Genomic DNA, 23692 nt, shown 5'->3' on the forward strand with positions numbered 1-23692 from the left:
ATCTCACGAGCCCCCACCGTTAAACGCCGAGCGAGTCGTACGTGCAGTGATGACATCACTTTCGGATTCCGACCGACCTGTCGATGTAGCGGGTTCGGAGTGGGGCCACAACGCGTCTGTTGCGTCGATTCTGAAGTGGTGTGGGCTGCCCGTCATTCTGCTAGCGGAGTTGTTATTTCTAACCATTCGCTTTGACACCGCGAGCCTCTCTCAGGCGAGCGAATGGGCAGCGTCGTTCGGCGATCACATTTCGATTCTTCCGCAGTTAGTGGCGGTAATGTTGGTCGCGACACTTGTCTTTGGCGGTCGGCAAGTCTCAGAGGAACTGAGCAGACTGTGTCATTCCGACGGTAGGCACCGTCGCTGGCCTGTTTGGTTGGCAGCGCAGATGCTGCTGTACTTGTTGTTTTATTGGGTGACGATTCAAGTCTTTGAGATCAACCGCGGGGTGTCGCTCGCGTGGATCGCCGGTTGGGCCGCTCTGGGCACTGCCTGCGGATTGGCGTGGCTCGCTGCTTTGGTCCATCCCTCCAACTGGCAACGATTGGCTGCCCGACTGGCAGGTTACGTCTTAGTGGGGGCGGTGATCGGGGTGTTGGCATGGGCTGCGGGGCAATATGCGACACAGTATTGGGGAGTATTAGCCGGCCTGACGTTTGATTGCGTCGGTTTTGCGCTGCGTTGCATGGGGCTGGAAGCGTCCAGAGATATCGCAAGCTTTACGCTGGGGACGTCCGAATTCCAGGTGCGAATCGCGCCTTCATGCTCCGGATACGAGGGAATGGGCTTAGCCGTCGTTTTCGTTTCAGGCTATCTGTGGTGGTGTCGGAGCGATCATTTTTTTCCTCGCTCGCTGCTCCTACTCCCCATTGCGGTCGGTCTCATGTTCGCGGCCAATTGCGTCCGAATCGTGTTCTTGATCTTGCTCGGTCATTTCGGCTGGCCCGAAATTGCCGTGGGTGGCTTTCATTCCCAGGCAGGATGGCTGGCATTCAACTTCGTGGTATTGGCAATCGTGGCGACGGCTCGTGTCAGTCCCTTTTTTAGCCGTGTCCCGATGCGGTCGGTCGAGACGCCCCGGTCCCGATCGTTGCCGTTTTTAGGACCATTCGTGTTGCTGATGCTGACGGTCATGTTAACCGGTGTGGTTCAAACCGGGTTTGACTGGCTGTATCCGATGAGGTTCTTGGCGATTGGTGCAGCGATCCTGTGGTTTGCAAAACAGTACCCTCCACGTGTGTGGCAGCGGAGTGGCAATTGGTTTGGTCCCATCTGCGGTGTGCTGGTGTATTTCGTTTGGCTCGCACTAGCGTCACCAGAGCGTTTTTCGTCGGATGTGGCGTTTTACACCGAAGCTCGAGCACAAGCTCCGGCATGGTTTGCCGCATGGTGTTTGTTTCGCGTGCTCGGCTCAGTCATCACTGTCCCGCTGGCCGAAGAATTCGCTTTTCGTGGGTACCTGATCCCGTGGTTTTCATCAAGGAAGGAATTTGAGCCGGGGACGAGCCAGTGGTCGTGGAATGCAATCTTGATTTCCTCCATCGCTTTTGGCGCGCTGCATCCAGGCCGATGGATCGAAGCAACGATTGCGGGCGGCATCTATTCGTTTGCGTTTTGCCGCCGTGGGCACCTGATGGACGCAGTGCTTGCCCACGCGACGACCAACGCATTGATTGCCGGACAAGCAATCCTATTTAGGCATTGGGGACTGTGGGCATGACAGAGTCAAATCACCTTGCTTACGCGTTCCCCAGAGATTCATCGCAAGCGGCACAATGGCGGCAAGCGATTATGGACGAAATTTACTCACAAGATTTACTTTCATTTCTTTGATCGAGTTGCAACTATGAAATTTTCATCGACCAATAGCCGGCGTCGTTCTCGACGGAACAAGATTGCGCGAACTTCCATGCGAAGCCGCATCCGGATTGCCGAATCCCTTGAGCCGAGAATGTTGTTGGCCAATGACTTCTTGGCTGGAACCGCGTTTATCGATTCCAACTCCAACGGAAAGCTCGACACAACCGAAAGCTATCTCGCCGGTGCGACAATCGAATTGCGCGAGTCGGTGGCCAATGGCAATGGGCTGATCGCGACTCAGGTCACCGATGCGCAGGGCGGCTACTTCTTCGGTGGCCTGACTCCCGGCGATTACCAGTTGGTCAATCTGGCTGCTTCCGGCTACAACGCTTCCTCCAGCGATGCCCTGTCGAAAATCAGTCCGGTGACGGGCACATCAACCAACAGTATCAATGTCCAACTCTTGGATCCGGCGGACCTGACGGCAAGCATCGATATCAATCGCTATAACCAATTAGGGTTGTTCAGGAATTTTTCCTATAACATTTTTGGAACGCAAGTCTCGGCAAGCGGTGGTCAACTGCCAGCGAAACTGCACAGCAACGCGCTGACTCCAAACCCGACGGATGAGTTCTTGACCCTATGCGTTGACCTCTTCAATGACTTGGGCAATGGTGTCAATGGACCTTTTGTGGTCACCCCGGATAGCAACCCGATCGGCAGCGGCACACCTCACAATGCCGAACGTGTTGCGTACCTTTACAATCACTATGGTCAATCTGCATTGCCATCTGCCAGCGCGGCTGCTTTGCAAATCGCCGTTTGGGAACTGCTTTACGACGCAGACGCGGGCGACCCGGACGGCAATCTCTCGGCGGGTAACTTTAGGGTTACCTCTAATCCCGGGAGTGCGGTTCTCAATCAAGCTGCTTTCTACCTGACAGACTCATTGAATAAATCCGAGTCGGCTGTTTTTCTCAACGTGCCGCCACCATCACCGGCGGTCCCGACGTTGACTCGGACTCAAGGCATTATCGTCACCGGCAGCTTCAACTTCGGCAATATTCCTGGCGCTGGCGATGTGTCCCTCGGTGATTTTGTTTGGGAAGACCTCAACGCCGATGGTATACAGGATCCGGGTGAACCTGGAATCGGTGGTGTTACCGTCTACCTAAAGGATGCCAGCGGCACCATCATTGACGACACCACGACAGGACTCAATGGCGCGTATCTGTTCGACGATCTCCCGCCGGGAACCTATTCCGTCCAGTTTGTCCAGCCGTTCGGCTACAGCGGGATCAGTCCAGCCAACGAGGGTGTCAACGACAACATCGACAGCGACGGTGTTCCCGATGCCGATCCGTTGATGAACCTGATGACGGCCACAACCACGTTGACCGCCGGTCAATCCGACCTCAGCCTCGACCAGGGCTTCTACCGGTTGGCGGCGCTGGGTGACTTTGTCTGGGAAGACACCAACGGCAACGGCCAACAAGATGTCGGTGAACCGGGCGTCAATGGTGTCACGGTGTTGCTCAAGAAGGACGGCGTGTTGACCGGCGATAGCACGGTCACGGCGAACATCGACCTGGACGGGGACGGCACCCCGGACGGTGACGGCGGCTACAAGTTCGCGGGCCTGACCCCGGGTGATTATTCGGTTCAATTCGTGCTGCCCGGCGGCCAGGTGTTCACCACGGTCAACGCCGCCGGTGTGCCCGATGACTTGGACAGCGATGCCGACCCGGCGATGTCCGGCATGACCCAGACGGTCACGCTGGAGTCGGGTGACTACGACCGCACGCTCGACGCCGGGCTGATCACGCCTGCGGCGCTGGGTGACTTTGTCTGGGAAGACACCAACGGCAACGGCCAACAAGATGTCGGTGAACCGGGCGTCAATGGTGTCACGGTGTTGCTCAAGAAGGACGGCGTGTTGACCGGCGATAGCACGGTCACGGCGAACATCGACCTGGACGGGGACGGCACCCCGGACGGTGACGGCGGCTACAAGTTCGCGGGCCTGACCCCGGGTGATTATTCGGTGCAATTCGTGCTGCCCGGCGGCCAGGTCTTCACCACGGTCAACGCCGCCGGTGTGCCGGATGACTTGGACAGCGATGCCGACCCGGCGATGTCCGGCATGACCCAGACGGTCACGTTGGAGTCGGGTGACTACGACCGCACGCTCGACGCCGGGCTGATCACGCCTGCGGCGCTGGGTGACTTTGTCTGGGAAGACACCAACGGCAACGGCCAACAAGATGTCGGTGAACCGGGCGTCAATGGTGTCACGGTGTTGCTCAAGAAGGACGGCGTGTTGACCGGCGATAGCACGGTCACGGCGAACATCGACCTGGACGGGGACGGCACCCCGGACGGTGACGGCGGCTACAAGTTCGCGGGCCTGACCCCGGGTGATTATTCGGTTCAATTCGTGCTGCCCGGCGGCCAGGTGTTCACCACGGTCAACGCCGCCGGTGTGCCCGATGACTTGGACAGCGATGCCGACCCGGCGATGTCCGGCATGACCCAGACGGTCACGCTGGAGTCGGGTGACTACGACCGCACGCTCGACGCCGGGCTGATCACGCCTGCGGCGCTGGGTGACTTTGTCTGGGAAGACACCAACGGCAACGGCCAACAAGATGTCGGTGAACCGGGCGTCAATGGTGTCACGGTGTTGCTCAAGAAGGACGGCGTGTTGACCGGCGATAGCACGGTCACGGCGAACATCGACCTGGACGGGGACGGCACCCCGGACGGTGACGGCGGCTACAAGTTCGCGGGCCTGACCCCGGGTGATTATTCGGTGCAATTCGTGCTGCCCGGCGGCCAGGTCTTCACCACGGTCAACGCCGCCGGTGTGCCGGATGACTTGGACAGCGATGCCGACCCGGCGATGTCCGGCATGACCCAGACGGTCACGTTGGAGTCGGGTGACTACGACCGCACGCTCGACGCCGGGCTGATCACGCCTGCGGCGCTGGGTGACTTTGTCTGGGAAGACACCAACGGCAACGGCCAACAAGATGTCGGTGAACCGGGCGTCAATGGTGTCACGGTGTTGCTCAAGAAGGACGGCGTGTTGACCGGCGATAGCACGGTCACGGCGAACATCGACCTGGACGGGGACGGCACCCCGGACGGTGACGGCGGCTACAAGTTCGCGGGCCTGACCCCGGGTGATTATTCGGTGCAATTCGTGCTGCCCGGCGGCCAGGTCTTCACCACGGTCAACGCCGCCGGTGTGCCGGATGACTTGGACAGCGATGCCGACCCGGCGATGTCCGGCATGACCCAGACGGTCACGTTGGAGTCGGGTGACTACGACCGCACGCTTGACGCCGGGCTGATCACGCCTGCGGCGCTGGGTGACTTTGTCTGGGAAGACACCAACGGCAACGGCCAACAAGATGTCGGTGAACCGGGCGTCAATGGTGTCACGGTGTTGCTCAAGAAGGACGGCGTGTTGACCGGCGATAGCACGGTCACGGCGAACATCGACCTGGACGGGGACGGCACCCCGGACGGTGACGGCGGCTACAAGTTCGCGGGCCTGACCCCGGGTGATTATTCGGTTCAATTCGTGCTGCCCGGCGGCCAGGTGTTCACCACGGTCAACGCCGCCGGTGTGCCCGATGACTTGGACAGCGATGCCGACCCGGCGATGTCCGGCATGACCCAGACGGTCACGCTGGAGTCGGGTGACTACGACCGCACGCTCGACGCCGGGCTGATCACGCCTGCGGCGCTGGGTGACTTTGTCTGGGAAGACACCAACGGCAACGGCCAACAAGATGTCGGTGAACCGGGCGTCAATGGTGTCACGGTGTTGCTCAAGAAGGACGGCGTGTTGACCGGCGATAGCACGGTCACGGCGAACATCGACCTGGACGGGGACGGCACCCCGGACGGTGACGGCGGCTACAAGTTCGCGGGCCTGACCCCGGGTGATTATTCGGTGCAATTCGTGCTGCCCGGCGGCCAGGTGTTCACCACGGTCAACGCCGCCGGTGTGCCCGATGACTTGGACAGCGATGCCGACCCGGCGATGTCCGGCATGACTCAGACGGTCACGCTGGAGTCGGGTGACTACGACCGCACGCTCGATGCCGGGCTCGTTGCTCCCGCGGCTCCCGAAATTGACATCGAAAAGTTCACACGGATCGATGTCAATCCGATCGACATTGAAAAGCTTGTTCGGGTTGAGTCGCCGGCGATTCAGGGCGACGTGTGCGAGGTGTTAAATAAACCGGTATCCCTTACGTTCCAATACATTCCGAGCACGGACTTCAATCCGCTTCAGCCGAGCGGAAAAGCTGGTGTGTTGGCGAACAATGGGCTCGATGATGATGGAACGAGCTACGTTGTCGTTTCCAAGAACGACGATCCCAATGATTTTGGCGACATCTTCTTCCAGGGAGACGTCAGCGAGGACGAGTTGTTCACCGCGTCGGGAAGCTTCGGGTCCAATACCTACTTCTTCTTCTTCGATGAAATGGGAGGGCCGCTGTTGCAGTCGTTCCATTATCACACGTCCTGCTCGGCCCCGATCATTTTGGGAGCCCAGCCGTTGAGTGCGACATTGGTCGGATACAACGACGGCACGCCGGGTGGCGACATTCAGGCCCCCGACTATGGGCCAGGCGTCAACGATGCCGATGCGGATACGCCGTCAGGGCCATCGGCGGCAGCCGGTGACACGGTGGTCTTTACCTACGTGGTGACCAACCCGGTTCCTGGAACCGAATTGTCAAACATCCAGGTGGAAGACCTGGTATTGGCACCGCCCGGGGGCGTGGAGTTTGAGCCGGATCCGGTCTCCGAGGGTGGATTTAACGTTGGCGACACGGATAGGGACAACAACCTCGATTCGGGCGAAGTGTGGCTCTACGTGTCGACCACCTCCGTCACAAGCACGACCCCGACCGGTCTGCATATTGACAAGGCGACGGTCGTCGGCACCAATTCGGGCGGCGGAGAAGTGATGGACATGGACCCGGCCCACTTCACCGTCACGGCTGGAATCACGCAGGGTGACCAATGTGACATCAACGGCAAAGTGGTCTCGTTGACGTTTGAATACATTCCAGGCACAACGGTGGTGACTGGCCAAGACAGTAGCAAAGCGACTGCGACGGGGATGATCGACGACGACGGCGAGTCCTACATCGTCGTCGGCGACGGCGATCTTTTTGAAGGCACCGTTGTTGAAGGTGCGACGTTCACGGTGAGTGGTAACTTTGGGTCCAATACCGTCTTCGAAATCTACGACAGTTTTGCCGCCTTCCAGGCCAATGCGTCACCGCTGCAGACGCTTGAATACCATACGTCGTGTTCGCAGCCTATCCAGCTGGGCGACGTCGTCGGCAGTGTCATCCTGGTCGGCTACGACGGTGAAGACGGCTCGGCGACACTGCCGCCGACGATGGATCCACCGGTCATTGATTTCGGCGGAATCTTGTTTACTACCGACGCGCCGTTCGACCCCAACAACATCGGCTTGAATGCCGATTCGCCGACCGGACCGGTTGCCCAATTGGGCGAGAAAGCCACTTGGACCTACGTCGTCAGCAACCCGGGCAATGTTCCGCTTAGCATCATCAGTGTTTTTGATGACAATGAAACGAATGACCAGATTCCGGGTTTGGGCAGCGACGATTTTGAGCCCGCACCGGTTGAAAAGGCAGGCGGCTTCAATATCGGCGACGACAACAACGATGGATTGTTGGATCCGAACGAAACCTGGTACTACCAAGCGATGGAAATCGTGACCGAACCCGGCCAACACAAGAATACGGCCAAGGTCCGTGCGGAAGATTCCGCGGGAACGATGGTGATGGATTCCGATATGAGCAATCACATCGTCAACCCACTCGTGTTCGAAAAGTACGTATATGTTCCGACGCCGCCGTCGAGCGAAGATCAATGTGACGTCAATGGCAAGGTCGTCACACTCTCGTTCGAATACTCGCCGGGGACGGTCGTGCTGAGCGGCCAGGACAGTAGCAAAGCGACCGCCACTGGCACTCCCGATAACGACGGAGAGTCTTACATCGTTGTCGGTGGAGGCGACCTCTTTGAAGGGATTGTTGCGGCGGGAGCTGTCTTTGATGTGGGCGGAAGCTTTGGTTCGAATACCGTCTTCGAGATCTATGACGATTTCGCGGCCTTTCAAGCGGGCGACGATCCGCTCCAGGTTTTGGAATATCACACGTCCTGTTCGCAACCGATTCAACTCGGCGACACCGTCGGCAGTGTCGTTTTGGTCGGCTACGAGGGAGAGGATGGATCGGCAACCCAAGCGACCGGACTCGGAGATCCTGCCGACTCACCGACCGGACCAAGCGTCATCGCCGGAGATGAAGTGGTCTTTTACTACGAGGTCGCCAATGTCGGCAATGTCGGCTTGACCAATGTGGAGGTGACCGACGACCAAGGGTTGTTGCCGATCTTGGACGAGGGAGATGTCAACAACAACAACATCCTGGATCCCGGTGAAGTCTGGATTTACAGCGCTGCGATCATCGCCTCGTCGCCGGGACAGCAGATGAACGTCGGAACGGTGACCGCGAACTCGGTCGACGACCTGACCGGCGAGGCGGAACTCACCGCCAGCGATCTTGCACATCACTTTGTCGAAACGCTTAAGTTCTTCGTCGTCGACAAGAGTGACGATGCAAACTACAGCTACACCGACGGCGGCAGGCCGATCAGCGATTCACCGCTTGCCGACGGGAATTCCGATCCACGCGGCATCAGTGCGGATCAGAATGGCGATCTGAAATGGGTGATCGACAAGGACAAGCATGTGTACGTTTACAATTCCGATGGCTCGTTGGCCCGGTCCTGGAAAGCCAATGGCATAGGCGGCGAAGCCGAGGGGATTGCGGTTCATCCCGATCCCAACGACACCGGGTTGTGGATTGTCGACAAGAAAGAGAAGGCGGTGTTCTATTACGCCACCGGCAAGACGCATTCCGGAGGTGATCTCGATCCGACCTCCAGCTTTTCATTGAATCTCGATGACGACATCGACTCCAAAAACGACCACCCGAAAGGACTCACGACCGACGGGGTTTCGTTGTGGGTCGTCGACGACGACGGCGGGACAGAAAAAGTCTTCAAGTACTCCATCGCCACAGGAGCGCTGGTCGGAAGTTGGGAAATTGCTGATGAGGCGCTCGAAGAACCACGGGGCATTACCGTGGACCCCAACGGCGGGTCGACGATTTGGATTGTCGACAAAAAATCGGATACGGTCTATCAATTTGATGACGCGACTGGCGTCGTGTCCGGCAGCGAATCCTCCGATGCGATGTTTGCATTAGCGGGTGAGAACGCTGATCCAGAAGGCATCGCAGATCCGATTCTTGCTGTCACTGAGAAGATTGACGGAACCAGTCGCTATGACGTTTCAGGCGATGGGGAGGTCTCTGCGATCGATGCACTTCGCATCATCAATGCGATGAGCATGGTTGATAGCGAAGGTGAAGTCATCCGAAACGTCGGAAACGCGGCGATGGATCTCAACCGTGACGGAAAAATCAGCGCCATCGACGCTTTGATGATCATCAATTATCTCGGCAGCGCCGAATACGCACAATCGGCTCAAGTCAAGCAAGGCAATTCCGTACCGGATGTCAGTCCGATCAGCGAGTCGACACAGGGGGATCAGCATCGCGTCGCCGAAATCAACAACCCGTACCTAAACGTTGCTCTGGAGGATGCTTCGAATCAACTGGCGGACAGTTTGCGGTTTAGTAACCAGTCAAACCTTGGCAGTGACCGCGATACACAAAGCAAAGACGATCTGTTTGGCGAATTCGGGAGAGAGGAAGAGGATTTGGAAGTTCCGTTGTCTTACTACGGACTTTTTTAATCCCCATGTGCTTTCTTCCGCACACTGCTGGTTGACCCAAAACGGAAGCGGGAACGGTGGCAGCGATCGGTGGGCCAGGACCACCGATCGTCGTGATCTCGCAGGAGGCGGCGTTCAAACAAGCTGGGCCGACGATCGCGCCCTAATTTCGGCCGCCGTCGGTTTCGATCATCCGGAGCAACTGATCGATGTCGATGGGTTTTTGACAGACGGCGTTGACCACTTGATCACCGAGTTCGTCATAGGCCTCGGCGGCGATCTGCCGGTCGCCGCTGACGATGATGGTTCGCGCCTTGGGGACGGCTTGATGGATCCGTCGGATGACCTTGCGTCCGTCACCGCTGCCGAGTTTCAGGTCAACGATCGCAACCTGGCATTGCGAATCACTGGCCTGCGTGATCCCTTCGGTTTCGCTGTGTGCCAACGCGACGCGGAAATGCCGCAGGTTCAACACTTGCCAAAGCGACTGACAGAAGTCTTCGTCATCGTCGACCACCAGCACGATCGGTGCCTTGGCGGCGCGGGCGAGTTTTTCCAACAGGTCGTGAATGTCGACGGGTTTTCGCAGCACGTCCCAGGTCCCGGCGTTTTTCGCTTGCTGGGCACCGTCGCTGCCGGCCCAAGCGGTGATCATGATCGCGGCGACCGAGGGCTGCAGTTTTTTGATTTCGCGATACAGCGACGCACCGTCCATGCCCGGCATTTGATAGTCCAGCAGGACGACGTCGAAGCGACTGTCGCGGACGCACTGAAGCGCCGCGATGGCGTCCTCGGCCGTCGTGGTTTGGTACCCGAGGTCGCTGAGGATGTCGGCAAAGTTCATTCGGATGTCCGCATCGTCGTCGACGATCAGTACCCTCGATCCGCTCTCATTCATCGTGGCTTCGTTCCTCCTGTGAGAACGGTTTCAGATGCACCGAAAACGTTGTTCCCTTTCCGAGCTGACTTTCCACTGCCAGTCGCCCCTTGTTCTTTTTTAAGATCGCAACCGAAATGGCTAAACCGAGTCCCATCCCGCGGGCTTTGGTAGAAAAAAGTGGTTCGACCACGCGTGCCAAGTCGTCGGGTTTGATTCCGATGCCGGTGTCGGAAACCTGGACGACCAATTCATCGGGAGCGACCCGTCCGGCGATCGAGATTTTACCCCCATCGGGCATGGCGTCGCGGGCGTTGCGGAGTAGATTGCGAAAAACAATGGAAACCTGGTTGGGATCAATGGCCGCTTGGAAGCCGCTGTCCGGAAGATTCGATTCGATTCGAATGTTAGCGGGCATCGAAACGGAGGACACAATTTTGCCGAGCAAGTCTTTCACGTCACAGGCAATCACGGCCGGTTCCGGCATCCGAGCGATATCCGAAAGCGCCGTGATCACATTGTCGATCATGCTGACTTGCCGATCAATCCTCTCCAAATGTTCATTTACCTTTTCCGGCGAAGGATTCTGAACGTTCCGCAGATAGTAGACCGAAGTCCGGACGGCATTGAGAGGATTTCGGATCTCGTGAGCGATGCCTCCGGAGACTTGGCCGAGCGTGGCCATCCGTTCGGACTTGAGCAGATCGGCTTGTGCGGCGCGCAATTCGGCTGTTCGTTCTTGAACGCGTTGTTCGAGTCGTTCGTTGGCCAAGGCAAGTTGTTGCTGAGCGTTCTTGATGTCGGTGATATCACGAACGATTCCGGCGAACAGAATTTGGTCGCCGACGGCCATTCGGCTGACGGCCAAGTGCATCGGAAACGTGGTGCCATCTTTGCGTTTTCCGATCACCTCGCGTCCGATCCCGATGATCTTGGCTTCGCCGGTTTGCAGATAATTGGCCAGGTAGCCGTCGTGCTGCTCATGAAACGGGCTGGGCATCAGCATGTTGACGTTTCGCCCGAGCATTTCGCCCTTTTCAAAGCCGAACAACCGGATCGTCGCCGGATTGACCGTTTGGATGGCACCTCGGCTGTCGATCACGATGATGGCGTCGACGGCGGCTTCCAGGATCGCCAACAGCACGGCTTGATCTTGACTATGCATTCCACTTTCCTTCAAACGTCTCCCGGTTAGGGATAGATTTCGACGTCGCAGGAGGTTTGGCGGGGAAGTCTGATTTCGAATGCGGCACCGTCGGGATGTGTTCGTGCCGCGATGGAGCCGCGATGTGCTTCGATGATACGTTGGCAGATCGACAAACCGAGGCCGGTCCCACTCTGCTTGGTCGTGAAGAAGGGTTCAAAGAGTTTTTCCAATTGTTCTTCGGACATCCCCGGTCCATTGTCCAGGACCGTGAGTTGGATTTGATCACCATCGCACAGGCAGTTCAATTCGATGCGGACCGGATCGTGACACGCCGCCAACGCGTTCTCAAACAGGTTTCGAAAGACCTGTTCCATCCGCAACGTGTCGACGTCGACCTTGACGTTACACGACTCGAAGTTTTCGATCAGCTGGACGTCACGTCGTGAATGGGAGACGGCGAGATCATCCCAAACGCGTCGCCAAATCTCGGGCAGATTGACCGTCGTGGGACGCATCTGGATGGGGGCGGCAAACGACCGAACCTCCTCCAGCAAACACTTGAGGTCGTCGGTGGCTCGTTGGATTTTTTTCAGGTCGTGGAGGGCATGTTCGTTGCCGGCGATCTCCAGCCCCAGCATTTCGCCGGCGGCTTGGATGCGTTGAAGGGCATTGCGGCTTTCGTGGGCCAGTGCGGTCATCGTTTGCCCGATCGCGGCGAGCCGTTCGGACCGCAACGCCCGGGTTTGGGCCGCCGTCAGGTCGCTGATGTCGACGCCGACGGCCAGCACCGACGTCACTTCGCCGCTGTGGTTTTTGAGCGTCGTGTTGGACCACCGCACCTGGTACCGTCTGCCGTCCTTGCCGACGACGGAGTTGACGACGCCTCGCGTGTGCAAGTCGTGGGCGGTGCGAATGAAAACCTCTTTGACGCGTTCCCGCTCGTCCTCGGCGATGCAGACTTCGAACCAGTCCTTTCCGCTCAGGTCTTCCGGGGTCCAGCCGGTGAGTTGTTCCAGGTACGGATTCAATTGGACCACCTTGCCGTCGAGGTCCAAGACCAGGACGATGGCTTCGGCCGTGTCCAAAACGAGATCGGCGAACGCATGCTCATTGGCCAATTCCGCTTCGAGACGTTTTTTGTCTGCGATCCGGCGAACCGTGCTCCGCAAGTCATCGGGAATGATCGGCTTGATGACATAGTCGGTCACGCCCATTCGGAACGCCGTGATCGTACTTTGCATGTCGGCAAACCCGGTGATCACGATGATGTCGGATCCCTTGACCGACTGGATCAGTTCCGGCAATGAATCTTCGATCAACCCGTCGGGCAGTTTGCGATCTGAAATCACGATCTGAAACGCGTCGTGTTCGGCTCGTGCCTTCGCTTCGGACAACGAACAGGCTCCGACGACGTGATGTCCGTCCAGTTCCAGGATATCGCAGAGGTTGGTGAGCGTATCAGCATCGTCTTCGATAACTAGAATGCTGAGTGATTCGTTCATGGGCACCGGCGACGAAAAGAACAACGACGTCATCTGGATGATCCGACGCTGCATGGTACACCGAGAGAAGGCCCCATATCTAGGGTGCACCGTCCAGGCTCAGGTGGCAGCTTTTCGCACCGACGGCGGCCCATCCGGGACGTCAATTGTCTAAGTGACGGATTTGATCGTAGCGGACGGCGCTAAAACTTTCGCAGCGCCGGCCCTCTCTGGCGTTTGCTTGCTGCGCAAACGCCGTCTCTCCCAGAGGGAGAGAATCTAAATGGGTTGCCAAATCCTGCAGAAAAAGAATCGACGGGCCTTCTCGCCGACGACCTGGAAAGGACGTCGTACCGCGCTCCGCACATCGTTGCCCCCTACGGGCAACGCTGTGAAGCATTATTTAGCGGTAGGGCGCGAGCCCTCCGGTATGTTGGCGGCGATGAGGAACCGGAGGGCTCGCGCCCTGCCGCTAACACCCCGAAGAACACAGAAAATCAATGCTTCACAGCGGTACCCTAGGGGTCGACTTCGAGCTGGTTGCAGATCTGCATTCCGATGGCGACCGGCAACAGGGATTCCTGGGCCAGTTGCTTTTGGTAGAAACTTGAAACGCGGCCGCTCAGAACGACTTGCCCGTCTCGCACGTTCACCTCGATTTGCCGCAGTTCCCCAGACCCGGAATTCGCAAGGATCTCGCGAAACAACGCATCCTTTTCGCGGTGGTCGTCGGGGGCACCGGCAGCTTGGCCTGTCGTTTCCGTGTTGCGATCTTCGCTGGAATCTGCATCCGAGTCCGTCTGGGAGGTTCGCACAGTCGACATCATCTCCATCAACTCCTTGAGCACGCCGTCCGGGGGTGACCGGGTGCCTATGGGAAAACACGATTCGTTGCATCAGTCAAATTCCACATCCTGCGAAACTCATGCCCACTTGACAAAACCGGATCAAATCCTCCGGTTTTTGGAATAAGAAAATTTGAGTTTTGCTCTCGTTCGGCACTCTGCGTGCGGTGTGGGGGTGTGTTCACGAGTCCTCTCACATGGCAGATTCGAACCATGAATGCACTCGCAAATCTCTTTTCCAGCTCTTCGCTAACGCGTCAAATGATGGAAGTTTCTCCATCCGCAGTCGTGGTTGCGAACCATGCAGGGACCATTTTGTTTGCCAACGAGAATGTCCAGCAGTGGTTCGGGTATGCGCGTTCGGAGATCACCGGATCAGCACTTGATGGGTTGCTACCGGAGATCAGTCAACGTGACGACCACGCACACTCGGCGCACGCAATGGCACAGACACCGATCGACATGGAACAGGGGGGCCCTCAACGCGTTGTCTGTAAAGACGGCTCGGAGATGGTGGTGGACGTCACGTTGGTCCCGGTTGAAGAACAATCCGAATCGTTGATCCTGGCCAATTTTTCGAGGTCCGACTCGGGCACGCTCGATGGCCAACGGTTGGAATCCGAACGGTTCGATGCGATCGCCAAGATGATCAGCGGTCTGGCGCACGAGAGTCGTAACGCGCTGCAGCGAGCCGTTGCCTGTCTGGACCTGCTCGAATTGGACTTCAGCGAAAGCGACCGCCACCTGGAATTGTCTCGCAAGATCCGCCGTTCCCTTTCCGATCTGCTGGAGAACTACGACGAGGTCAGGCGATTCGCAGCACCGATCACGTTGAGTCGAACCGCGACCCACTTGGCCCCCCTGTGTCACAGCGTGTTTGATGAGTTGCAAAGAAAATGCGACGCCTGGGCGAACCGGATCGAGATCGCGGGGGACGACACCGACGATGATTTGGCCTGCGTCGACCGCGGCAAGTTCCAGGAGGTGTTTCATCAGATTCTGGACAATGCCTTTGACCAGCCACACGGTCGCGTCAACATCCGCGTGAGCCATGAACGAACCACGATCCGAAATCGGGCCGCCGTGCGGATCTGCATTCACAACGATGGGCAACCGTTTTACGCCGAAGCTCTGGTCCGTGCATTCGAACCCTTTTACACGACCAAGCAACACGGGACCGGGCTGGGGCTGTCGATCAGTCGTCGAATCGTGGAAGCACATGGCGGCCAGATTCTCGCCCGCAACCCCGACGCGGGCGGCGCGGAGATCGAATTTGTGGTGCCCCGAGACGTGCCCCAGCTGGACCAGGCACAGCGCGCCGCGATGGCCTTTCCCGTCGCCGATTGACGGATCTTTTGGAAATCAGTCGTCATTTGCAGCCCGTACCGTGTTTCCCCCCGTCGGATTCATTAAAGTCGCTGCACGGGCGGAACTGTAATTTCGGCCCGTGGATTGAATGGATGATCCAAAATCAATGGCAAGTGGCAAGGCGGATCGGATGTGTGTCTCGACCGAGAGAGAGGCATGTCTGCCCCAGTGACGATCACCGGAGTATGCGGCATGAGCGGGCAGTGGCGGTCTCGGAGACTCAGCAAGCACACGCGTGGCACAGGAATGCGACGCAGGAGCACACGGCGGCTGGTCAAGGAGAATCTTGAGCATCGCATCGTCCTGTCGGCGACGATTGGAAACAACATCGGCGTCGGCGACCAGATTCAGAACTTCCGCTTGGCGATTGCGGCGACCGCCGAATACACGGCGTTGTTGGGGGGGCAAGCGAATGCGTTTGCGGCGATCGAATCCTTCGTGCGCGACGTCAATGAGATCTTTGAAGCGGAACTCTCGATTCATTTTGATCTCGTCTCGGGGACCAACACCGTCTTCACCGACTCCGCGACCGATGGCTACACCAACGGCAACACGGAGGAGATGCTCAGTCAAAACACCGGGGTGCTGGATGACGAGTTGGGCAATTCGGCTTATGACGTCGGGCACGTCTTCGGCACGGCGACCAGCGGCGGCGCCGGCCTGGCGGGGTTGGGCGTGGTGAATTCGCCGACTAGGAAGGGCGAAGGCGCTTCGATCTCCACCAATCCCCAAGGCGCCGATTGGGTCCGACTGGTGGCCCATGAAATCGGTCACCAGTTCGACGCCGAACACACCTTTAATGCCAACGCGTTTGCATCGGCGAAGAACAATCGGGACGCCGGCAGCGCTTATGAACCGGCCAGCGGCACGACGTTGATGAGCTACGCGGGGATTTCGGGCGCCGATGATTTGCAAAACGATTCGGATCCTTATTTTCACGCCGCAAGCTTTGAATCGATCCAGAGTTTTCTCGCATCGAGCGCGCCGCCCGATTCCTTGACCCCCAGCGGCAATGCCATTCCAGTTGTCTCCGGCGGAACCGATTACACGATTCCCGCCGGTACGCCGTTTCAGTTGACCGCAACGGGATCTGATGCCGATTCCGGTGACAGGTTGACGTACACCTGGGAGCAACTCGATCTGGGCCCCGAGATGAGTTTGCCGATCAGTGACAACGGCAGTAGCCCGTTGTTCCGGTCGTTTCCGCCCGGTGAAGATCCGACCCGCGTGTTTCCGCGTCTCAGTGATTTGGCCGCAAATGTGAACACGGCGCAGCTCGGCGAAGCCTTGCCGACGACCGATCGAAGTTTGAACTTTCGCGCGACGGTGCGTGACGGTGCCGGCGGAGTCCACTCCGACGATGTTCTGCTGACGGTCGTTGACACGGGGACCCCGTTCGCGGTGACCTCGCCCAACACCGCGGTCAGCTGGACCGGCGGAACCTCACAAACCATCGTTTGGAATGTCGGCGGGACGGATGCCAACGGGATCGACGTTTCAAACGTCGTGATCGACCTGTCGCTCGACGGCGGACTGACCTATCCGTTGACGCTGGCTGCGACCACGCCGAACGATGGCAGCGAGTCGATCACGGTGCCCAACATCACGGCCGGCCAAGCGCGTGTTCGCGTTCGCGCCGACGGCAATGTTTTCTTTGACATCTCCGACGCCGACCTCTCCATCACCGCGAACTCGGCCAGTCCGGGTTTGACGGTGACGCAAAGCGATGGCAACACGCGGGTCGGCGAAGACGGGTTGTTGGGAAGCTCGCCGATCGACAGCTACACGATCGCGCTGAACACGACGCCGACCGGACCGGTCGATGTCACCGTGAACGCCGACTCCCAAACCGAGGTCAGTACCGACGGCGTGACCTTCACGCCCAGCGTGACCGTCACACGAACCGACATGACGGCGGCGACGATCTACGTTCGCGGCGTGGACGATACGATCCAAGAAGGCGTGCACGGCGGATCGATCACCCATTCGGTTTCCGCCAGCACTGACCCAGCCTATCCGCTCGGGGGCATCGGCAATTCCGTCGCCGTCACGATCGCCGATGACGAATTGCAGCCGGTCGTGGGCGTGGATTTTGACATCCAGTCCGGCGCCCCACTTCATTGGACGGAAATCGTCGGCGTGTTCTCGGCGGACTTGCAGACCCTGCCACGTGAAGACGGATCCGTTTCGTCGATCGGACTGGAGTTCCAGGCCGGCCCGAGTCTTGGTTCCTCGACCGCCACGCCGCCCGTTTTTCCCCTGCACTCACCCCCGCTCGATGGCGTCGACGGCGTGATCAGCGGCAGCGACTATGTCAGATTGACTTGGACCGGGCTGACGCCGTTCACCGACTACAACCTCTACACGTTCCTGACGGAGAACTTCATTGGCGGGCGAAATGCCATCCAGGAGGTTCGGATTTCCGCCGCCGTCTCACCCGATCCCGTGATCCAAAACACCTCCGCGCTCGGCAGCGGTTTGTTGGTCAATCAGGGACTAGCCGATTCGTCCAAGCCGATCGAAGACGACCGGGTGATGGCTCAGGCGGACGCGAACGGTGAAATCCGATTGGAAATTTTTGATACCAGCGGCCTGTCGCAGGCCCCCGCGATCAGCGCCGCCGCGATTCAGGAGGTGGGGCCGGACATCGCCGGAATCAGCGTGATTCAAACCGACGACGAGACGACCGTTTCGGATTCCGCAACCAGCGACTCGTTCGATGTCGTCTTGAAGAAACCGCCCACCGGAACGGTCGTGATTGACATCTCCAACGAAGATGTGACGGAAACCTCGGTGACGCCCAGCACATTGACGTTTGATGCGACGAACTGGAACACGCCCCAGACCGTGACGGTCCATGGAGTCGCCGACGGCGAAGCCGACGGAGCACAATCGGTTCGTGTGCGGCTGTCCGTCGACACAGCGTCGACGACCGATTCGGACTACGGCGTCGTGGGCGATCGCTTGTTACCCGTGACCGCCAGCGACGATCTGCAGTCACCCTTGATAGGCATCGACTTTGAAGATTCGCCCGCCCCCAATTTAGCGCCTGCGAACTGGAACATCGCGACCAATCCCTCGACCGGCAACTTTGTCGATCTGGTTGATGAAGACGGTTCGATGACGGCCGTCGATCTGTCGATCCATCTCGCGGGCGGTGTTGGGAAGTACGACGATTTTCCCCTCGGATCGCTACCGGACCATCCGACGTCTCTGGCCGAACTCGCCGGCGGATGGTTCAGCACCTCGGGCATCACCATGACATGGTCTGATCTGGCTCCCAATACCGAATACGACGTCTGGCTGTTTGCCGAATGGCCGTATGGCAATCCCATCGGCCAATCGGTGACCGTGTCGGGGGCGTCGGTGGCACAATCGCCGTTTGTCATGGCCCCCTCGGTCAATCAGTTGCTGATCAACAGCGCCAGTGTCGATGTCACCCGCACCCTCGCCGACGACGCGGTTCGCGCGACGTCCAACGCGGCAGGCGAGATTCAAATCACGGTCACTCGCGATTCGGGTGCCGATTACAGTTTGATCAGCGGAGCTGCGATACAGGAAATCCCCCCCGTTCCCCCGGGGACCGCCGATCTATCGGTCACGACCCACGGCGACGAAAACGGTCCGGTGAACGTCGTCTACACGGTCACGCTGAGCCGCCCCAACGAAACGGGATCACCCATTACGTTTGACATGGATGATTTGTTGACCGGCAGTGCGACGTCCGGAGAGGACTACGCCGCAATCCCAGGCGACGCCAAAATCAGCGTTCCCGATGGTGCGTCGGTCGGTTCAATCACCGTTAGCGTGATGGGCGATGCGTTTGTCGAAACCGAGGAAACGATCGACGCCCAAATCTCCAACCCCAGCGTATCCGAATTCGTGATCGGAGATTCCAATGCGACGGCCACGATCGCCGACGATGACGTCAGCGTGGTGACGGTCGCGGCGGATCCGGCCACGGTCCACGAAGACGCGGCCGAATCGATCGTGTTCACGTTGACGCGGACGAATGTTGTCACGAACTCGCCCGCACTGGACATCCACTTTGATCTCGCCGGTGATGCGACGTTCGCGAACGACTACAACGCCGACGCCGTCCATACCGCAACCTTTGCCGCCGGCCAATCGACCACGACGGTGACGGTGACGCCGACGGCGGATTCCGTCGTCGAACCGGACGAGTCGGTCACGTTGACCTTGGCCGAAGACGATGACTACCAGACGGGCGCCGCTGCCGAAGCGACGGCCACGATTCGCAACGACGATCCCGGCGGGGCCGCGCCGCAGGTCTACAGCGTCGTTTACTTCAACGAAGACGCCGATTCCGAATTGAATCACAGCCCCGACGGCACCGGCCAACGGTCCGTGATTCGCAAGATTCGTGTGACGTTCAGCGGCCCCACGAGCGTCCCGATCGGAGCGGTCACCGACGACAGTTTCATCCTCGAGTCGACGAGCGGACGGTCGCGTGGAACCCGGGTCGGGCTGGAGGTCGTCCGTTCGGATGTGATCGCCGGACAACAAGTGGTCGTTTTGAAATTCACGGGCACCGAGCTGGTCGAAGCGATCTCGCGAAAGAAACGCAACGTTGATGCGATGTTGGTCGATGGCGAGTACCGGCTGACCATCGAGGGAGCGAAGCTGGGCATCGATGCTAACGGCGCCGGCTACGGTGTCAACGCGACCGATGATTTCTTTCGCCTGTTCGGCGACAGCGATGGAGATCGTGACGTCGACGGAACCGACAGCGACCGCTTCTTCGCTGACGACGAGACCGCCGGTCAAAGCTCCCTGTTCGACTTCGATGCCAAACCCCAAAAGAAGGCCGTCGATCGATCCGAGTTCATCAACCGATTCGGAACCCAACTGTTCTAACGTGGCGTAAGCTTCCAGCTTGCGATCCGCGTGGCGTAAGCTTCCAGCTTGCGATCCGCGTGGCATAAGCTTCCAGCTTGCGATCCGCGTGGCATCAGCTTCCAGCTTGCGTCGGTCAGGCTTTGCCTGCCCCCCCGCTTGGCACGCCAACCTGCCCCGTGCAACGGTGAAGCGTTTCGTGGCGGAACAGCCCGCGAGCGGGCTGATTTCAGATTCAAAGACCGGAGGGCTCGCGCCCTGCCGCTAACACTTCGTCGAACACTCGGAAATGAATGCTTCAACGTGTTGACGAAACGGGGCGATCGGTGATGTGGGGCGGTGGACGCGCTGCGAGGCAGCTGTTGGGGTCGCAAGCTGGAAGCTTACGCCACTTGGCGGCTTACGCGGCTAGTTGGCTTTGTCGACGAAACCGTTGATGGTGATTTCGGTGGTGCCCAGGCCATGTTGGTAGCGTGGATAAAGCAGTTCCTCGGGTAACTTTAAATTGTTGAACATGTCGTAGGAGGACTGTGATGATTTCTGCAGCTCCGCACCGAGCGAGCCGCCTTCTTTGAACGACACAAAGTACGGCACGCCGCCTTGCTGGGTTCCCCAGGCGTATTGGTCGCGGTACCGGATCTCCACTTTCTGGATCCACGGCGTGACCGTGTGTTCTTCGGTTTGACGGCCGCCGATCCGCCCGAACGACGTCAGTTGATAGGTGCGTTTTTCAGGTTTGCCCGGCCCCGCCGATCCGCTCAAGATGACTTCGGAACTCGGGTCTTCGCGAAATCCACGCGCCGCCGCGGCCCGTCGCAACCCTTGGGCGATCCGGGAATCGCCGCTCGCTTCGATGCGAACGCCCAGTCCGGGTTTGAGCATCACGAGCGAATCGGGATCGACTTTTTTCATCAGTTCGATCGCGTCTTGGTGGGGCACCGTCGCGACGCCGACCAGGGCGTGGGCTTGGCCGGAAACGCTGGTGGTGGCGGCGACCAACATTTGTCGTCCCAGCATCTGGCGATCGGCGATCGAGACGCCTTTGCCGACGTAGTTCCAAACGACCAGCTTCAATCCCGTGCTGTAGATCTGGGAACCGGCAGAGATCCAACCGCCCGATAGCATGCTGATCGGCGTTGCCGGACCGACGGCCAGGCCGCCTTGCCGAAGCGTTTTGGGTTGGCCGCCTTCGAACAAATCCCAGACGGAGATTTCGCTGCCGCTGACGGTCAACAAGTGTCGGCCGTCTTGGCTGAAACCGACGCCGCCGCCATAGGTTCGCCCGCCGCCGCGATACGCCAATTGCCGGCCGCCATCGATCTCGAACACGCCGACGCCGCCGCTGTTGTCCATCACCGCAAAGAATTCGCCACTGGGGTGCAGGTAAAACCGATTCTCGTACACGCCCGAGATGGAGTAGACGATTTCTCGGGTGGCAAAATCGTAAAGCGAAACGGAGGCGTCGTTGCCCAACAACAATCGACTGCCGCCGATCAGTTTGGCCATGTACTGCGAGCGTCGTCCGAAGGAACCTTTCGACTCCGGGATCTCCCAACTGGCTTCGGCCCGCGCCGTGGTTTCGCCGACGCCGACGCGATAGGTGCAGAATCGAATCGGTTGGCTCCAATATCCGCCGACTTGAACATTCAACAGACGCGATTGCTGTGCCGAATAATCAACGATCCGTTCGTCATCGAGGAACACCGGGCCTTCGACCACCGCTTTCGTTTTGGGGCTGGCCCAATACAGTCGTGTTTCGCCCCCGCTGCGGCTGCTGTTCTTGGAGAACGCGCCCACGGCAACCCATTGCGATTCACCGCCGACGGGAATGGCCGCCGAAACGGAATCGCTTTTGGAGATCGCGAATCCGGTGCCGCCGGTGCCGAACACGGGTTGCGTCGCGGCGGAGGCAGAGATCACCAATTGCTCCAAATCCGCAGCCTGGGCGGAAACTTCAAGCTCTTGGCGCGGCGATTGAAAATCAAAGTTTCTCGGCCGCGGGGTGATGATCGGCGTCTCGGCAAGCAGCCGACGCAGGGTCGGATTCAATTTGTCGATTTCGACGCGTGAGTCGGTCCCATCCTCCTTTCGAATCGTGACATGGGTTTCGTCGCGGCTGATGAATCGGGCGATCACGGTGAAACTGCCCGAGGCATCGGACCACTCGCGCCAACGGCCTTCGCCATTGGGAAAACGAATGTCGGTCAACTTGATCCGTTCGGTCAAATCACGATTGTGGCGTTTGAACTGCGCTTCGACCTCGCCGGCAAGCACCTTGGTGACCACGGCGTCGTACCACTGGAACCAATACTTGACTTGGATTTGATCCCCCACACGCACCGGGTTGGCGCCATCGATCTTGTTTTCTTCGCCCGTGATCGGCGTCTTGGCCAGCAAGCTGCGCAAATTGGGTGACAGAAGTGCGATGGGAATCGTGACGTCCGAACCGTCTTCCTTGCGAATCGTCACCTTGTCTTGGGTGCGTGAAATGTAGCGCGCGACGACTTTGAATTGTTCGGAGGCATCGGTCCAAAGCCGCCACCGGCCCTCGCCGTTTGGAAACCGGATTTCCGCCAACGGAAACGTTCCTTCCCGTTTGAAGGAACCGTAGTCGTAGTCGACTTCCACCTGACCGGGCAGGACGCGTTTGACGACGCCGGGATACCATTTGGAAAAGTACTCGATTTCGATCTGGTCGCCGACGCGAACCGGATTGGCACCGTCGATCATGTTTTCGTTGCCGGTGACCGGGACCTTCAGCACTTGTTTCCGCAACTCGGAGGAAAGCTTGTCGATCGGAATGGTCATTTCCGATCCGTCGGCCTTGCGGATCTTGACTTCCGTTTTGGTGCGAGAGAGGTAGCGTGCTTCGACGCTGAACTTGCCTGAACTGTCTTTCCAGACCATCCACGCGCCTTCTCCGTTGGGAAAACGCGTGTCCTCCAATTTAAATTCGCCGGTGGTCATCCGTCCGCCGCCGCGATCGTATTGGACGTTGACGGTGCCCTCGGAATAGGACTGCACGGTGCCGGGGTACCAAGTCCGAAACCACTGGACTTCGACCTGATCACCGACGCGGACCGGTGCGATCGCGTCGGAGGGGCGTTGGGCGTGCAGCGTGCCACAGGACAACCATAGCAGCAGGAAACAGCAGGCTGCTTGTCGAGCAACCCTGGAACTGATCGGTCTCATCGGATGAAGCAGGGCAGTCGGGAAGGAGAAGGGGGGGATCGTTCGCTTCGGAACCACCTGGGGGTGATGGCACTAAGATAGCGGAATCACGCGAATGGTTCCCTGACGCCGCTGGGACGACGAGAACTTTCGCCTTGTTCCCAGGCTCCTGCCTGGGAACACGGTGTCATGGAGGCTCCCGCCTCCCGGGCCGTCATCGGTGCGCCGGCAGAGCCGGCGCGGATGGCAAGCAGGATGCTTACCCCACTTTATCGCCTGGGA

9 protein-coding genes are annotated in these 23692 nt (G+C 58.9%); 4 read left to right on the forward strand and 5 right to left on the reverse strand.

What is annotated here, in order from left to right; translation table 11 throughout:
* The first annotated feature begins 49 nt into the window (after window positions 1-49).
* Window positions 50-1720 carry an exosortase E/protease, VPEID-CTERM system gene (gene xrtE, locus Enr13x_RS19635; protein WP_145388635.1) on the forward strand — a complete coding sequence of 557 codons (1671 nt, stop codon included), beginning with the start codon at window positions 50-52 and terminating at the stop codon, window positions 1718-1720.
* A 189-nt stretch (window positions 1721-1909) separates the two neighbouring features.
* Window positions 1910-9685 (forward strand): SdrD B-like domain-containing protein, encoded by a 7776-nt coding sequence (locus Enr13x_RS19640; RefSeq protein WP_197455212.1) that lies wholly within the window; start codon window positions 1910-1912, stop codon window positions 9683-9685.
* 142 nt (window positions 9686-9827) lie between these two features.
* On the opposite strand, the gene Enr13x_RS19645 is transcribed toward Enr13x_RS19640, so the two are convergent.
* The 4 genes from Enr13x_RS19645 to Enr13x_RS19660 form a co-directional block, all read right to left on the reverse strand.
* On the reverse strand, window positions 9828-10562 hold the full coding sequence (locus tag Enr13x_RS19645; RefSeq protein ID WP_145388637.1) for a response regulator: 735 nt from the start codon (window positions 10560-10562) through the stop codon (window positions 9828-9830).
* Window positions 10555-11706 (reverse strand): two-component system sensor histidine kinase NtrB, encoded by a 1152-nt coding sequence (locus tag Enr13x_RS19650; protein WP_145388638.1) that lies wholly within the window; start codon window positions 11704-11706, stop codon window positions 10555-10557. Before Enr13x_RS19650 ends, Enr13x_RS19645 begins: the two co-directional genes overlap by 8 nt.
* A 26-nt stretch (window positions 11707-11732) precedes the next feature.
* The gene (locus tag Enr13x_RS19655; RefSeq protein WP_231743654.1) at window positions 11733-13223 is read right to left on the reverse strand and encodes an ATP-binding protein; all 1491 of its coding nucleotides are present in this window, start codon (window positions 13221-13223) and stop codon (window positions 11733-11735) included.
* Between the two features lie 464 nt (window positions 13224-13687).
* Window positions 13688-13996 (reverse strand): BON domain-containing protein, encoded by a 309-nt coding sequence (locus tag Enr13x_RS19660; protein ID WP_197455213.1) that lies wholly within the window; start codon window positions 13994-13996, stop codon window positions 13688-13690.
* Window positions 13997-14227: 231 nt separating this feature from the next.
* Between Enr13x_RS19660 and Enr13x_RS19665 the strand changes: the two genes are divergently transcribed.
* Together Enr13x_RS19665 and Enr13x_RS19670 are read left to right on the forward strand one after the other, a co-directional pair.
* Window positions 14228-15361, forward strand: coding sequence for an ATP-binding protein (locus tag Enr13x_RS19665; RefSeq protein ID WP_145388641.1), 1134 nt, complete (start codon window positions 14228-14230; stop codon window positions 15359-15361).
* Between the two features lie 267 nt (window positions 15362-15628).
* Entirely contained in the window at window positions 15629-20260 is a 4632-nt protein-coding gene (locus Enr13x_RS19670; RefSeq protein ID WP_197455214.1) for a reprolysin-like metallopeptidase, read from the forward strand.
* 387 nt (window positions 20261-20647) lie between these two features.
* Here the strand turns inward: Enr13x_RS19670 and Enr13x_RS19675 are convergent, their stop codons facing one another.
* Complete coding sequence (locus tag Enr13x_RS19675) at window positions 20648-23431, reverse strand: SHD1 domain-containing protein (RefSeq protein WP_145388643.1); 2784 nt, start codon at window positions 23429-23431, stop codon at window positions 20648-20650.
* Between the last annotated feature and the right edge of the window lie 261 nt (window positions 23432-23692).

The sequence above is a fragment of the Stieleria neptunia genome, from assembly GCF_007754155.1.
GTDB classification, from domain to species: Bacteria; Planctomycetota; Planctomycetia; order Pirellulales; family Pirellulaceae; genus Stieleria; species Stieleria neptunia.